The organism is Variovorax paradoxus (assembly GCF_000834655.1).
Taxonomy (GTDB): Bacteria; Pseudomonadota; Gammaproteobacteria; order Burkholderiales; family Burkholderiaceae_C; genus Variovorax; species Variovorax paradoxus_F.
Map to the genome: position 1 here is coordinate 1 of NZ_JXQQ01000058.1, position 15,453 is coordinate 15,453.

Genomic DNA, 15,453 nt, shown 5'->3' on the forward strand with positions numbered 1-15,453 from the left:
CGGCTGTACCGCACGGGTGATCTCGTGCGCTGGAACGCAGAGGGGCAGATCGAGTACCTGGGCCGCATCGACCATCAGGTGAAGATCCGGGGCTTTCGCATCGAGCTCGGGGAGATCGAGGCGCAGCTGCTGTCGCAGCCCGAGGTGCGCGAGGCCGTGGTGGTGGCCAGGCAATCCCCCGGCGTTGGTCGCGCCTCGCTCGTGGGCTATGTCGCGGCGCATGCCGGGCAGGCCGCCGACAGCGTCGTGCTGCGCGAGCGCCTCGGGCGCGTGCTGCCCGACTACATGGTGCCGCGCGCCATCGTCACGTTGCCGTCGCTGCCGCTGAACGCCAACGGCAAGGTCGACCGCAGCGCGCTGCCCGACCCCGAAGCGCTCGGACGCGAGCGCGCATTCGATGAGCCGCAGGGCGAAGCCGAAGAGGCGCTGGCCGGCATCTGGCGCGACGTGCTCGGCGTGGAGCGCGTGGCGCGCGACGACAACTTCTTCGAGCTGGGCGGTGACTCGATCCTGAGCCTCAAGCTCATCGCGAAGGTGCGCCAGCAACTGCCCGGCGGCAGCCAGCTCGGCCTGGCCGACGTGATGCAGGCGGGCAGCCTCGCCGCGCTGGCCGACCGGTTGCAGCAGCGCCTGGGCGATTCGCACCACGCGGTCTGCTTGCATGCGGGCGGTGCGGGCATTCCGCTGTTCTGCATGCCGGGCCTGATCGTCAACACGCGCGAGTTCCAGGTGCTGGCGCAAGCGCTCGAGGGCGACCGGCCGGTGTACGGCTTCGTGAGCCACGTCTACACCGCCAAGCGATGGCGCGGTTTCGCGATCCACGAGTTGGCGGCCGAGTACGCGGACTTCATCCTCGCGACGGCCACCGGCGGGCGCTGCGCGCTGCTGGGCTGGTCGCTCGGCGGCGACCTGGCCTTCGAAGTCGCGCGGCAACTGGAAGGGCGCATCGAGGTCGCGTTCATCGGCGCGGTGGACGTGTTCGAAACCGAGCCCATGATCCCCGCCGGCACGCTGACGGCAGCGCAACGCGCGCAGGCCGACCAAGCGCTGGCCGAGTGGCTCGCGCGCTCGGAGATGGCCGCGCAGTGGAAGGCGCTGATGGCGCGCATGGACGAACGGGAGCGCGACTGGGTGGCCGAGCAGATGCTCGACCCCGTAGAGGCGTTTCCATCGGACGGCGCCGGCGACGAGGCGGCCGAATACCTGCTGTGGGCGACGCTCGACAGCCGCGTGCAGTCGATGCGCTATGCGTACGAAATGTTGTCGCGGCCGGTGCACGTGTTCCAGGCCGAGAGCTCGCTGCGCAGGGACGGACGGCTGCGCGACTGGTCGGCCCACGCACCGGTGGCGGCGACCGACGTGCTCGAGAACGCCGATCACCTGGACATCATTCGCCACCCGCAGTTGGGTGCGCTCGTGAAGCAGCGGCTGCTGGCTGCCGACGCGGCGTAGTTTTTTCTTTCGCAGCGCCTGCGGGTGCCGCATGAAAAAAGGCCGGATGCCTCGGGGGCATCCGGCCTTCTTGCCGTCTGGCGATCTGCGCTTACCAGCGGTAGGTCGCGGTTGCGAGCACCTTGCGCTGGTCGCCGTAGTAGCAGCTCTGCGAGGGTGTGTCGCAGTTGGCGATGTAGGTCTTGTTCGTCAGGTTGCGCACGTTGAGCGCGAGGCTCCAGTGTTCGAAGTCGTAGCCGACCATCGCGTCCAGCAGCGTCACGCCGGGCACCCTGATCGGCGAGCCGCCGCCGTTGCCGCGGGTGGGGCCGGTGTAGCGCACGCCCAGGCCGACCTTGATGCCGTTGGCGAAGCGGTAGTCGCCCCATGCCGACAGCTGGTTGCGCGCCACGGCGTTCGCCTGCTTGCCGATTTCCTCGGGGCGCGCGCTCGACGTGACGATGGCGCGCGGCGTGTAGCTGTACGACGCGGTGAGGTTCATGCGGTCGGTGGGCTGCGTGGTGGCTTCCAGTTCCAGGCCGCGCACCGAGATCTCACCGGTCTGCTTGGGCTGGAATTCGGTGTCGTAGCTGATGTAGTTCTTGCGGCGCAGGTCGAAGATGGCGGCGCTGAAGCTGTTCTTGGTGCCCGGCGGCTGGTAGCGCAGGCCCACCTCGTACTGGCGGCCCGATTCGGGCTTGAAGGGCTCCTTGGTGACCGGATCGACCACGCCGGTCGGCTGGAACGATTCGGAGTAGCTCAGGTAGGGCGCCCAGCCGTTCGGTGCCAGGTAGACCAGGCCCGCGCGGCCGGTGAACTTGTGGTCGGACACGGTGGTCGAGGTGCCGTCCAGGCGGCTGAAGACGCTGCTCTTGGCGGTGTCGTAGCGACCGCCCAGCGTCAGCTGCAGCGTGTCGCGCCACTTGATCTGGTCCTGCAGATAGACGCCGGTTTGCGTGAGGCGGGTGGCGTTCACTTCGTACGGGTCCGGAATCTCGAACGGGCCGTTGAAGTAGTACGGGTTCGCGATGTTCAGGTCGGGGGCCGAGCCGCCGCTGTAGCTGTTGGTCTCGAAGTTGTTGTGCTGGTAGTCCACGCCCACCAGGATCTTGTGCTTCCAGTCGCCGGAGCGAACGTCGGCCTGCACCTGGTTGTCCATGGCGAAGGCGCGCACCGATTCGCGGCTGCCGAAGAGGGTGCGCGAGAGGTTCTGGAAGTTGACCGGATCGAACTCGTTGTCCGGATTGACCGTGGTGAAGTTCGGTGCCTGCAGGCCGCGGTAGTCCACCTTCAGGCGACCGGCGCGCGCGCTCTGGCGGAACGTGACGGTGTCGTTGAAGCGGTGCTCGAAGTTGTAGCCGAACAGCTCCTGGTCCTGGTTGAAATGATCGAAGTAGGGGTTCCCCTGGAACAGCTTGGCCGGAATGAACGTGCCGATGGCGCTGGGCACCAGCGAACCGGCCCACGGGCGGTTGCGCGTGTACACGCCCGCGCGGTTGCGCATGACTTGCGCGTACAGCGTGAGCGAGGTGTCGTTGGTGATCCTCCAGGTGAGCGAGGGCGCGAGGTACGTGCGGTCGTCGGCCATCTTGCCGGCCGGCAGCTGCGCATCGCGCAGCACGCCGGTGAGGCGGTAGAGCACCTTGCCGTCGGCGTCCAGGGCGCCCGAGAAATCGCCCGCGACCTGGCGGTGGTTGTTGGTGCCAACCTGCACCTGCAGTTCGCGGATGGGCGTGGCCGTGGGAAGCTTGCTGACCACGTTGACAACGCCGCCGGGGCTGCTCAGGCCGTAGAGCACCGAGGCGGGGCCGCGCAGCACTTCGATGCGTTCGGCGCCGTAGTTCTCGGTCTTCCACACCGAGAAGCTGTTGGCGTTGCGCAGCGGCAGGCCGTCCTCGTAGAAGCCGGGGCTGTAGGCATCGAAGCCGCGCACGGCGATCCAGTCGTAGCGCGAATCGGAACCGAAGGGCGCGATGTTCACGCCCGGCGTGTAGCCCAGCGCATCGCGCAGCCGCGTCGCGCCGATGGCCTGGAAGCGGTCGGCCGTGATCACCGACAGCGATTGCGGCGTCTCGATGATCGGAATGTCGGTCTTCGAGCCGGCCGTGCTGCGGCGGGCGAGGTAACCGTTGACGTGTCCGTTCTCTTCCGTGTCGGCATTCACCGTGACCGAGGGCAGCGCGGCGCCCGTGCCGGCGTTGGCCGCATCGGGTTGCGCGGCCGTCTGGGCCGAAGCCGACATGCCCCAGAAGGTGATGACAGTTCCGAAGGCCGCCGCGAGCGAGGCATTCAGCAGGCGTTGGCGAGGCAGGGGAAGAGTGCGCATGAGTAGGACAAAAGGTGGATGGATGGAGGGACCGCGCGGATTCTAATGAGAATGGTTCTTATTTTGATAAGACTGTGAAATCGCATGGTCCGAATGACGCGTTTCCACTACAAAGCCCGTTCCCTTGCCGCTGGATGCAGGCGGCCTTTCGACGGCCGCATGCCTCAAAGCGCCGCCGACAGCGGACGCCCCGAGATCACCGCCGCGTCGTCGCGCGGCAGCCAGAGCGCATCGCAGAAATAGCGCTCGCGCAGCATCATCACGAGCATCGCGCGCTTGTGCGGCAGGTCGAATTCCTTCACCTTGGCGTAGCCCGATTTGTCCAGGTTGCGGATCTGCTGCACGTGGTCGATGCGCGGCTCGCCCATGGCGCGCTGCGTGCGCGGGTCGCAAAGAAAGATGTAGTGCGAGATCGAGGTGAGCCAGGCCGTCGCACAGGCCTTGCCGCGGAACGCCGGCTCTCCCACCAGCACGTGCCAGCCGCGGTCGTGGTCGTCCACGTCGTAGAAGGGCGCGATGCGGCTTTCCTTGGCCCAGTACATCTCGAAGTAGGCAAAGGGCTCGCCGTCGAAGCTCGCGATCATCGAGTACATGTGCGGATCGCGGTCGATCGCATCCAGGTAGGCGCGGTGCTTGTCGAGGTCGCCTTCTTCTTCCCAGATCTTGGCCACGTCGGGGTCGTTCATCCAGCGGTTGAACAGCGGCAGGTCGCGCTCGAAATCGATGCTGCGAAACGAGAAGGTCTTGCCCAGCCACGGAATGAAGCGCTGGTAGAGCACGCCGCGCGGCTTGGGCGGGCGCACCGGATGCCGCTTGCCGTTGGTCAGCGCGAACTGCAGCGCGATGGGCGTGTGCACCGCGGGCAGCCACAGCCGCGCGTGCTGCCACAGCATGTCGCGCCACGCCCGCGCCTCCGTGCCGCCCGCGATGGGCAGCAGCACGCCCGACTGCGCGAGCTCGGCGAAGCGGCCCGCATCGGCCACGACGATCGAGCGGTTCGCCGGGTGGTGCGCGAACGCGGCCTCCAGCGCCGCGAGCAGATGCGTCGCCGTGCCCGGGCCCGCTGTCTCGCCCTCGACCTGCGCGAGCGCAAGGCCGGGGGCCGCGGCCGCGCCGCCGATCTTCCATTGCGACAGCGCGCCGGTCGCGCGCGTGCGCACCATCAGGCTCGCGCCTTCGAGCGTGACGTCGTGCGCCTGGCCGTCGGCGTACGAAACCAGCGGGTTCTTCGGTCCCGTGTCTGCAGCCGGGGCCGGCTGCGGTGTGACGAGCGTCATAGGTCTCCTTGGGTGTTGTGTGCGCCGTGTGCGCCATGTGCGCCATGTGCATCGGACGGGCGCCGGATGTGCGGGGCCAGAAGCGCCAGCCCCTGGTGCATGGCCGGAAAGAGGCTGCGGTTGAAGTTGTTCCAGCGCAGTTCGAGGATCGTGTCCTCCGGGTCGATGTCGGTGCCGAGCACGTCGAAGATCACCTCGCCCGAATCGATGCCGTTGTCCACGTAGTGCAGCGAGGCGCCGGTCTTGCGCACCGTCGGCACGGTCGTCTTCTCCATCGTGGTCCAGTTCGTCACCTTCTGGCCGCGCACGCCGTGCAGCGCATCGAGCGTCGCGCACGCGCCGCGCCGTTCGTACGGCGACTCGATGCGGGTGATGCCCGGATGGATGTTGACGATCTTGCGATGGAAGTGCGCCCCGGGGCGCACCAGTTCGTCGAGGATGACCAGGAGCCCGTCGAGCACGACCGCATCGGCCTGCAGCGTCAGGAGCTTGTCGAGCAGCGCGCGCTCGAAGGCGCTCTTGCCCGCGGCGCGCTCGGCCTTGGCATCGAGCGGCAGGCGCCGGTACGCCGAGGGCACCGGATGCAGCATGTCGCGCAGGAGCCGCCCCTGCGCCCGCAAATCCTTCGGAAAGATCCACTTGCGCTCGGGGTGCCAGGCGAAGCCGTAGTCCTTCAGCGCCGCCTGGTCGCGCGGCGATTGCGCGTCGTCGTCGTAGACGATGCCTTCGAGCGAATAGTCGTCGCCCAGCGGCGTGGTGTCGAGCGCCTCGGCCAGGTATTCGAGCGGCGACTTCATGTAGCGCTGCTCTCCCTTGAAGTCGATGTGCTGGCCTGCCTTGTCGGCGGCGGCGTTTCGCAGGGACAGGATGTAGACGAGCTTTGCCTTGGGCATGGATGTGGGATGAATGAGTGACGTTGAAATCCGCGCGGCACCCGTGGGGGCGGGCGCGCCTCCCAGGGAGACGAAATCGCGCCGGATCTGTTCATCGCACGGCGTTGTGCGGCACGCTCAGGACCCGGGCGCCTCGGTTTCTGTTTCGGTCTCGCGGTGCGCCGGCGCCAGCGGGCAGGCGCCGCAGTAGTCCTCTCCGGGCAGCAGGTGGTAGAGACAGCACTGGCGGTGCAGCTTCACCGTGTCGTAGTGGTCGTCGTGGAACATGCGCACCTCGCGCTGCCGCCCGTGCAACGGGTTGTCGAATCCCTGTTGCAGCGTGGGTTCGGTGCCGCCGCAATGGCGCGGGGGCCAGACCGGATCGCGCACCAGCCGCGCCCAGTCCTCCGCGATCGCCGGCAGCCCGGTCAGCGCCAAGGCTTGCTCGAAGACCACGTCGAACTCGCGCGCCGCGTTGCCCCAGAGGATCTTGGGCGCGAGCCGGGTCAGCGGGGCGATCGTCTCGAAAAGCGGCGCCAGGTGCTGCCAGAGCAGGGGCGCATAGCGAATGGTCGTCGCCGCACCCGGCATCGGCGCGCCCGTGTGCAGGATGTGAAAGCTCCCGGGATTGCCGTCGTCGTCCAGCACCACCCACGTCTCTTCGGCGCCGATGGGAAATACCTGTTCCAGCACCGTGGCGGCCGCGATCACCGGCGGCAGCAGCGCCGCCAGGTATTCGAGGCTCCAGGCCGAGGCGATCGGGCGCAGGTCGCGCCCGTCGCTGCGGCGAAAGCGGGCGCTGCGGCGCATCACATCCATCAGCGCGTCGGGCGCGAGCAGGTCTGCCACGCGCACGGCGCCGGCCGGTGCGACCGGCGCGCACTGCAGCCTTTCGCCGAACGGCCGCAGGTCTTCGCCTTCGAACAGGGGCGCGAGGATCGGGATCATGGGTTCGTGGGCAGCAAGGCAGTGAGACGGTGCGCGGAGTCCATCCAGGGAAGACGCGCCAGCGGCCCGCATGTTCATGCGTCCTCTCTTTCCAATCGCCCGCGATGCCGCCGCGTGAACATCGGCGAGGCCGGATCGTCTATGCAAGGAGCGGCGTGATGCCGCCGGGGCCGTGCCTTCGGGCGGGGTCGTTCTCCAATCGTTTCCGGTCCGGCGGCGGGTGTCTGTGCCGCGCGGCCGCTGTCTCGCCTTCATGGGCGGAAAGAGTTCTCGTATGTCATCTGCCAGTGGCAATGCCGCGGAGGTCCGGCGCCTGCTGAAACCCTTCGCCCCCTGGTTCGTGCTGTCCGCGGTCACCGGCATCGCCGCGGGCGTCGCCACGGTCGCGCTGCTGCGCACCATCAACCAGGTGCTCAACCAGGAAGGCGGCATGGCCGGCGGCCTGCTGCTGACCTTCATTGCGCTGTGCGGCGTCGCGCTCTTCGGCCGCATGGCCTCGGACGTCTCGACCAACTTCGTCGGCCAGCGCCTGGTGGCCCAGGTGCGCAAGAGCCTCGCGCAGAAGATCCTCGCGGCGCCCATCGATGCGCTGGAGCGCTACCGCACGCACCGCCTGATGCCCGTGCTGTCGCAGGACGTGGACATGATCAGCGATGTGGCCTTCGTGCTCTCGTCCACGCTGATCGCGATCGCCGTCGCGCTCGGCTGCCTGGTCTACCTGGCGATTCTTTCGCTGCCGCTGTTCGGCCTGCTGGTGGTGATGCTGGTGATCGGCGCCACCATCCAGATCATGGCGCAGGCCCGCGCCGAAGTCGGCTTCTGGAAGGCGCGCGAATACGAAGACCAGCTGCACAAGGCCTACCGCGCGATCAGCGAAGGCGCCAAGGAACTGCGCATGCACCGCGCGCGCCGCACGCACATGTTCGGCGGCCAGATCGAGCGCATCGTGGACATCATCCGCAGCGTCAACGGCCGCGCGATCAACACCTACGTCATCGCCTCCGCATTCGGCTCGGCGCTGTTCTTCCTGCTGATCGCGCTCATCCTGGGCTGGGCCGCGTTCCGCAACACCGACCCGGCCGTGCTCAGCGGCTTCGTCCTCGTGCTGCTGTTCCTCAAAGGGCCCATCGACTCCATCGCGCTCGCGCTGCCCAACGTCGGCCGCGCCAAGGTCGCCTTCCAGCGCATCGCCGACCTCTCGGCGCGCTTCGCCACGCCCGAGCCGCACCTGCACCTGGAGCACCCGGCCAGCATCGCCGCGCTCTCGCACGGCATCGGCATGCGCGGTGTGCGGTATGCCTTCGAGCCCGCCGAAGGCAGCGAGCCCTTCGTGCTCGGCCCGATCGACCTGCAGCTGCGCCGCGGCGAGATGGTGTTCGTCGTGGGCGACAACGGCTCTGGCAAGACCACCCTCATCAAGCTCCTGCTCGGCCTCTATGCGCCGCAGCAGGGCGAGGTGCTGCGCGACGACGCCGTCGTGACGCCCGAGACCCGCGACGACTACCGCCAGCTCTTCACCACCGTGTTTTCCGACTTCTACCTGTTCGAGGACCTGGTCGCCAACAACAAGGGCGAAGAGAGCGCGCAGGCCTTGCCGCAGGCGGCGCTGCCGTACCTGCAACGCCTGGAAATCGCCCACAAGGTCAGCGTGAAGGACGGCTCGTTCAGCACCGTCGACCTCTCCACCGGCCAGCGCAAGCGCCTCGCGCTCGTGCACGCCTACCTCGAAGGCCGCCCGGTGCTGGTGTTCGACGAATGGGCGGCCGACCAGGACCCGACCTTCCGCCACCTGTTCTATACGGAGCTGCTGCCCGAGCTGCGCGCCAAGGGGCACCTGCTGGTGGTCATCTCGCACGACGACCGCTACTTCCACCTGGCCGACCGCGTCATCACGATGAAGTCGGGCCGCATCGCGGAAGACCGCGCGCGCGCGCCGCAAGGCCTTGCCGCGTGAAGGCACTGCAGCACTCGCTCAGCGCCGCCGTTTCGTTCACCGCCCCGAATCAGCGATGCCGTGCATCCGCGGGCGTTCGCACATCACCACAGGAGTCGACATTCCATGCAACACATCCATGACCTGATCGGCGTCGGATTCGGTCCGTCGAACATCGCGCTGGCCATCGCGCTCGAAGAAAAGCGCCACGGCGCCAAGCCGGTGGATGCCTTGTTCATCGAGCGCCAGTCCAGCTTCGCCTGGCATCCGCACATGCTGCTGGACCAGGCGCACATGCAGATTTCGTTCCTGAAGGACCTGGCCACGCTGCGCAACCCGACCAGCCGCTTCACCTTCATCAACTACCTGCACGAGAGCGGGCGGCTGCCGGACTTCATCAACCTCAAGAGCTTCTTTCCGAGCCGCCACGAGTTCAACGACTACCTGGGCTGGGCCGCGGGCCAGTTCGAGGCGTCGTGCGCCTACGGCGAAGAGGTGTTCGAGGTGCTGCCCGAAAAGCAGGGCGGCGAAGTCTCGCTGCTGCGCGTGCGCTCGCGCGGCGACGACGGCCGCGTGCAGGAGCGCCTGGCGCGCAACCTGGTGGTGAGCATCGGCGGCACGCCCAACATTCCCGAGGGCTTTCGCGCGCTGCGCGGCGACGGCCGGGTGTTCCACTCCAACAGCTACCTCAAGGACATCGCGCGCCACGGCCAGGCCCAGCGCGTCGCGGTCATCGGCGCCGGCCAGAGCGCGGCCGAGATCTTCATGGACCTGCAGGGGCGGCCGAACGCGCCGCAGGTCGACCTCATCATGCGGGCGCGGTCGATCCGCCCGGCCGACGACAGCGCGTTCGTCAACGAGGTCTTCAATGTCGAATTCACCGACTACGTCTACAGCCGTCCGCAGGACGAGCGCGCCGCGCTGCTGGACGAGGTGTCGCAGACCAACTACGCGGTGGCCGACCTGGACCTGATCCAGCAGATCTTCAAGGTCTTCTACGACCAGAAGGTGGCGCGCGGCAACCGCCTGCGCATGCTGCGCCAGCACGACGTGCGGGCGGTGCGCGCCGCCAGCGACGGCGTGCACCTGCAGCTGTTCGACCAGGACGCGGGCCGCGAGAGCAGCGTGCGCTACGACGCCGTGGTGCTCGCCACCGGCTACGTGCGCGAGCAGCACAAGGACCTGCTGCAGCCCCTGGCCCCCTACCTGGGCGACTTCTCGGTCGACCGCTACTACCGCCTGGCGGCCACGCCCGACTTCCATCCGGGCATCTTCCTGCAGGGCGCCTGCGAGGACAGCCATGGCATCAGCGACACGCTGCTGTCGGTGACCTCGGTGCGCACCGGCGAGATCGGCAACGCGCTCCTGGCCGCCATGCCGCGCATGCGCAGCAGCGCGCGCAGCGAATCGACGCTCGCCCGGATCTAAGCCCGCCTGACCGGCGCCCGGCCGCCCGGCCGGCTCTTTCCCGCCGCGCCGTGCGCGCACGGGCAGGCAGTCGGCGGCCACGGGGTGCCTTGCCTTTTCTCCATGCGAAGAATCATTCCTCTCCTGCTTGCCGCCGTGCTGTCGGCCACCGCCGGCGCCGGCTACCTCTGGGCGCGCCGCCCGGCCACCGACATCGAGTCGGTGCCGGTGGTGCGCGCGAACATCGAATCGAGCGTGACCGCGCTCGGCACGCTGCAGCCGCGGCGCTACGTGGATGTCGGCGCCCAGGTCTCGGGGCAGATCCTTCGGCTGCTCGTGCAACCGGGCGACGCCGTGCAGAAGGGGCAGCTGCTGGTCGAGATCGACCCCAGCGTGCAGCGCGCGACCGTCGATGCGGGCCGCGCCTCGCTCGCGGGCCTGCGCGCCCAGCTGGCCGAGCAGCGCGCGCAGCACCGGCTCGCCGACCAGCAGCATGCGCGCCAGCGCCGCATGGCCGCCGATGGCGCCACGCGCGAGGAAGACGTGCAGGGCGCGGAGGCCGCGCTCGCCTCGGCCGCCGCGCGCATCGACAACCTCGCCGCGCAGATCGCGCAGACCCAGGCCACGCTCAAGGCCGACGAGGCGCGCCTGGGCTACACGCGCATCTTCGCGCCGATGGCCGGCACGGTCGTCTCGGTCGAGGCGCGCGAGGGCCAGACACTCAACGCCACCTACCAGACGCCGAACGTGCTGCGCATCGCCGACCTCTCGTCGATGACGGTGTGGTCCGAGGTGTCCGAGGCCGACGTGCGGCGCGTCAAGCCCGGCATGCCGGTCTACTTCACCACGCTGGGTGCCGACCAGCGCCGCTGGCACGGCAAGGTGCGCCAGCTGCTGCCCGCACCGCCGACGCCGGCGCCCAAGGCCGGAGGCTCCGAGGGCGGCTCGGCGCCGCAGACGGCCGCGAGCAAGGTCGTGGTCTACACGGCGCTCTTCGACGTCGACAACGCCGATGGCGAACTCATGCCGCAGATGACCGCGCACGTCGCCTTCGTCGAGGCCTCGGCCAAGGATGCGGTCTCGGTGCCCGCGAACGCGCTGGTGCCGGTGGCGGGCGGCCGCGCCGACCGCGCCGCGGTGCGCGTGCTGCACGCGGACGGATCGGTGCAGACGCGCGAGCTGCGCATCGGCGTGCGCAACCGCGTCGCCGCGCAGGTGCTCGACGGTGTGCAGGTGGGCGATCGCATCGTCACCGGCACCGCCGAGCGCAAGGCGGCGAAGCCGTGACCTCCGTGGCGCCTGCGGTGGGCGTGCCGCTGATCGAACTGCAGGACATCCGCAAGTCCTATGGCCCTCCTGCCGGCGAAAGCACCGGGGCTGCCGAAAGCGCCGAATCCCCGCCGCCCGCGATGGTGTTGCGCGGCATCTCGCTGAAGCTCTTCGCGGGCGAGTTCGTCGCCATCGTCGGCGCCTCGGGGTCGGGCAAGTCCACGCTGATGCACATCCTCGGATGCCTCGACCGGCCGAGCAGCGGGCGCTACCTCTTCGAGGGCGAGGACGTGGCCGGCTTCGACGCCGACGCGCTCGCCTGGCTGCGCCGCGAGGCCTTCGGCTTCGTGTTCCAGGGCTACCACCTCGTGCCGACCGAGTCGGCGCGCGAGAACGTCGAGATTCCCGCGCTCTACGCCGGCATGCCCGAGGCTGAGCGCCGCGTGCGCGCCACCGCCTTGCTCGAGCGGCTGGCCATGGGCGCGCGGCTGGACCACCGGCCCAGCCAGCTCTCGGGCGGCCAGCAGCAGCGCGTGGCCATCGCGCGCGCGCTGATGAATGGCGGCCGCATCATCCTGGCCGACGAGCCCACCGGCGCGCTCGACAGCCAGAGCGGCGCGGAGGTAATGAAGCTGCTCAACGAACTGGCCGACGCGGGCCACACGGTGATCCTCATCACGCACGACCGGAACGTGGCCGCGCAGGCGCGGCGCGTGATCGAGATCCGCGACGGGCAGATCGTGGCGGATTCGGGCGGCATCCCGCCGGCCATCTCAGCTTCGACTGCTGCACCGGCCGCGTCGCGGCGCAACGCCCGCCACGCACCCCAGGCCTCGCTCGCCGCCGACCTGCACGAAGCGGCCCGCGCCGCCTGGCGCGTGATGTGGAGCAACCGCTTTCGCACCGGCCTCACGCTGCTGGGCATCGTGATCGGCGTGGCCTCGGTGATCGCGATGCTCGCGGTCGGCAGCGGCTCGCAGCAACAGGTGATGGCGCAGTTCGAGACCTTCGGCGTGCGCACCATGTTCGTCGCCGCGCGCGAGGGCAGCGTGCGCGCGCCCGGCGCGCCGCTCACGCTGGCCGATGTCGAAACGGTCCGGGGCCTCGCGAACGTGGAGGCGGTGGCGCCCTACATCGAGGACCGCGTGGTCGTGCGCCGAGGCAACGTCGACCATGCGGCCGAGGGCGGCGGCACCACCGTGGGCTTTGCGCATGTGCTCGGCTGGGGCGTGAGCGAAGGGCTCATGTTCGACGAGGCTGACGAGCAGCGCGTGGCCAAGGTCGCGGTCATCGGCCAGACCGTGCGCCGCGCGCTCTTTGCCGACGGTACCGACCCGATCGGACAGGACGTGCTGATCGACAAGGTGCCCTTCCAGGTGGTCGGCGTGCTCGCCGCCAAGGGCACCAGCGACGGCGAGGACCAGGACGACCGCGTGGTCGTGCCGTTCTCGGCCGCCGCGGCTCGCCTCTTCGGGCACCAGAACCCGACCTGGATCGGCGTGCAGGTGCGCGACATGGAGCAGGCGACGCAGACGGCCGAGGCCATCGAGACCGAGCTGGCCGAGCGCCGGCGCGTGCGCGACGTGCGCGTGTGGAACCGCGTCGAGGCGATCCGCGTGCAGTCGGCCACCGCACGCGCGATGACGATGATGCTCGGGCTGATCGCCGCGATCTCGCTGGTGGTGGGCGGCATCGGCGTGATGAACGTGATGCTGATGACGGTGCGCGAACGCACGCGCGAAGTCGGCATCCGAATGGCGACCGGCGCGCGCCAGACCGACATCCTGCGGCAGTTCATGACCGAGGCAGTGCTCGTGACGTCGGTGGGCGGCACGGTGGGCGTGGCCGTGGGCCTTCTCATCGTCGCCGCGCTGATGCTGGCCGACGTGCCGGTGGTGTTCTCGCTGCTCGCGAGCATCGGTGCCTTCGGCTGCGCGGTGTTGACCGGGCTGGTGTTCGGTTTCATGCCCGCGCGCAACGCGGCGCGGCTGGACCCGGTCGTGGCATTGGCATCGCAATGAACGGCATGACGAACCCGACCGGATCGCGCGGCCTCCTGTCGTTGCTGTGCGTGTGCGCGGGTGCGCTGTTGTCCGGATGCACCGCGACGGCGAACGACCCGCAGCCGCACGCCGTGGAGCCCCCTGCAGCGTGGCGCAACGCCCAGGTTGGCGTGAACGGCGCCGCCATCGTCGATGCGCACTGGTGGCGCAGCTTCGGCAGCGGCGAGCTCGACGCGTTGATCGAGGAGGCCCAGGCCCGCAACCAGGATCTTGCGACGGCGCTGGCCCGCGTCGATGCCGCGCGCGCACAGGCCCGCATCGCCGGGGCTGCCCTGGCGCCCGAGCTCTCGGGCCGCCTCGATGCGGCCCGCGAAGCGCGCATGGGCGGCCGCGCGGATGTCGACGGCAACACCAGCTTCGTCGGCTTCGCTGCAAGCTACGAACTCGACCTCTGGGGGCGCCGCGGCGCGCTGCACCAGGAAGCATTGAAAGGCCTGCGCGCGAGCGAATTCGACCGCGATGCGGTGCGCCTGGGCGTGACGGCGGAGGTCGCCTCGTCCTGGCTGCAGCTGCGCGGCCTGCGCGAGCGCGAAGCCATCGCGCGCGACAACCTGGGCAACGCGCAACGCGTGCTGCAGCTGGTGGAAGCGCGCAGCCGGGCCGGCGCGGTCACGCCGCTGGACCTCGCGCAGCAGCGCGGACTGGTCGCCGCGCGGCAGCGCGAACTGGCGGCCTTGCGGCGACAGGCGAACGATGCCGAGACCGCGCTCGCGCAGTTGCTGGGCGCGCCGGCACTGCCGCCTGCGCTGTGCGCCGACCGGGAAGAGGGCGCGCCGGGCACCGCGCGTCTCGCATCGCTCCGGCTGCCTTCGATCGACGCCGGCATTCCCGCGTTGGCGCTCACCCGACGCCCTGACATCGCGCGCGCCGAGGCCCGCCTGGCCGCCGCCGATGCGAACCTGCAGGCCGCGCGCGCGGCGCTGCTTCCAAGCGTCAGCCTGAGCGCCAGCATCGGCCTGCAAGGCCAGGCGCCGGGCAGGCTGATCGACAACCCGCTCTACAGCCTCGCAGCCGGCATCGTGGCGCCGATCTTCGACGGCGGGCGGTTGCGGGGCGAACGCGACGTGTCGGAAGCGCGGCGCCGCGAGCTGCTCGCGGGCTACCGGGCCGCGATCCTCGGCGCCTTCGCGGACGCGGAGACCGCGCTCAACGCCGTCGCGGGCACCGATGCCCAAGCCTCGGCGCAGGACGAGGAACTGCAGCAAGCGCGCCGCGCGGCGGCGCTTTCGGAATCGCGCTACCGCGCGGGCGCCGAAACGCTGCTGGTGCTGCTCGATGCGCAGCGCACGCTCTACGCGGCGCAGGATCTTGCAGTGCAGTTGCAACAGCAACGCCTGCAGGCGCGCGTGGCGCTGTATCGCGCGCTCGGCGGCGGATGGCGCGGCGATGCGGTCGCGCCGCTGGCGCAGGGCGGGCCCTGACGGCGCGGGGCCGCGCGCGCCACGCCTTGCCCATGTGTGCGCCCGCTTCTTCGGAACAGTCCGGAATGAACATATGCAGCGCTCCTTCGTCAATACCAGAACGAGGTCGAATCCGGCCACAGACGAAGGCAGTCGACGATGTCCACCCGAACCGATGTTCCTGCAAATGCTGCTTTCGATACGGCGTGGGCGCTCTTCTGCCAGCTGCACGACACGCCCTCGCGCGCGCATGCGGACCAGCTCGTGGTCTGGCTCGCCGAGAGCCCGGGCCATGTGCGCGCGCTCGACGAGGCGCTCACGCTGTGGGCGCTCGCGGGCGCCGCGTTGATGAAGCCCGTGCTCGACGAATCGCTGCGCACAGGTCCCGATCTGCAGTGAGCGGCGCGGCGCCCGCGCATCCCTTTCTTTTTCTTCTTCATGACGTACGGCGGGCGGCGCGATCCGCCGCGTCGTGCACTTCTCATGCCCACCGGGGAACGCCGTGAAACACGTATCCAGACTGCGCA

General features: G+C 69.6%; 11 protein-coding genes. 7 read left to right on the plus strand and 4 right to left on the minus strand.

Going from position 1 to position 15,453, the window contains the following annotated elements:
* The coding region (locus tag RT97_RS34040; RefSeq protein WP_042581037.1) for a thioesterase domain-containing protein at window positions 1-1,452 on the plus strand (1,452 nt) is incomplete at its 5' end.
* Between the two features lie 91 nt (window positions 1,453-1,543).
* On the opposite strand, the gene RT97_RS22400 is transcribed toward RT97_RS34040, so the two are convergent.
* The 4 genes from RT97_RS22400 to fhuF form a co-directional block, all read right to left on the minus strand.
* Window positions 1,544-3,757, minus strand: coding sequence for a TonB-dependent siderophore receptor (locus RT97_RS22400; protein ID WP_042581038.1), 2,214 nt, complete (start codon window positions 3,755-3,757; stop codon window positions 1,544-1,546).
* A 164-nt stretch (window positions 3,758-3,921) separates the two neighbouring features.
* Window positions 3,922-5,034 (minus strand): GNAT family N-acetyltransferase, encoded by a 1,113-nt coding sequence (locus RT97_RS22405; protein ID WP_042581039.1) that lies wholly within the window; start codon window positions 5,032-5,034, stop codon window positions 3,922-3,924.
* Window positions 5,031-5,927, minus strand: a complete 897-nt coding sequence (locus RT97_RS22410) for a formyltransferase family protein (protein ID WP_042581040.1) — start codon at window positions 5,925-5,927, stop codon at window positions 5,031-5,033. Before RT97_RS22410 ends, RT97_RS22405 begins: the two co-directional genes overlap by 4 nt.
* A 117-nt stretch (window positions 5,928-6,044) precedes the next feature.
* The gene (fhuF, locus tag RT97_RS22415; protein ID WP_042581041.1) at window positions 6,045-6,854 is read right to left on the minus strand and encodes a siderophore-iron reductase FhuF; all 810 of its coding nucleotides are present in this window, start codon (window positions 6,852-6,854) and stop codon (window positions 6,045-6,047) included.
* 274 nt (window positions 6,855-7,128) lie between these two features.
* Here fhuF and RT97_RS22420 point away from each other — a divergent pair, with 274 nt between their 5' ends.
* The 6 genes from RT97_RS22420 (at window position 7,129) to RT97_RS22445 (ending at window position 15,325) form a co-directional block, all read left to right on the plus strand.
* Complete coding sequence (locus tag RT97_RS22420) at window positions 7,129-8,808, plus strand: cyclic peptide export ABC transporter (protein WP_042581042.1); 1,680 nt, start codon at window positions 7,129-7,131, stop codon at window positions 8,806-8,808.
* Between the two features lie 105 nt (window positions 8,809-8,913).
* Complete coding sequence (locus tag RT97_RS22425; RefSeq protein WP_042581043.1) at window positions 8,914-10,215, plus strand: lysine N(6)-hydroxylase/L-ornithine N(5)-oxygenase family protein; 1,302 nt, start codon at window positions 8,914-8,916, stop codon at window positions 10,213-10,215.
* Between the two features lie 102 nt (window positions 10,216-10,317).
* Window positions 10,318-11,481 carry an efflux RND transporter periplasmic adaptor subunit gene (locus tag RT97_RS22430; RefSeq protein WP_042581044.1) on the plus strand — a complete coding sequence of 388 codons (1,164 nt, stop codon included), beginning with the start codon at window positions 10,318-10,320 and terminating at the stop codon, window positions 11,479-11,481.
* Window positions 11,482-11,486: 5 nt separating this feature from the next.
* Complete coding sequence (locus RT97_RS22435) at window positions 11,487-13,484, plus strand: MacB family efflux pump subunit (protein WP_216595186.1); 1,998 nt, start codon at window positions 11,487-11,489, stop codon at window positions 13,482-13,484.
* Window positions 13,485-13,489: 5 nt separating this feature from the next.
* Window positions 13,490-14,947, plus strand: a complete 1,458-nt coding sequence (locus tag RT97_RS22440) for an efflux transporter outer membrane subunit (protein WP_155403863.1) — start codon at window positions 13,490-13,492, stop codon at window positions 14,945-14,947.
* A gap of 138 nt (window positions 14,948-15,085) precedes the next feature.
* Window positions 15,086-15,325 (plus strand): hypothetical protein, encoded by a 240-nt coding sequence (locus RT97_RS22445; RefSeq protein WP_042581045.1) that lies wholly within the window; start codon window positions 15,086-15,088, stop codon window positions 15,323-15,325.
* The last annotated feature ends 128 nt before the right edge of the window (window positions 15,326-15,453 follow it).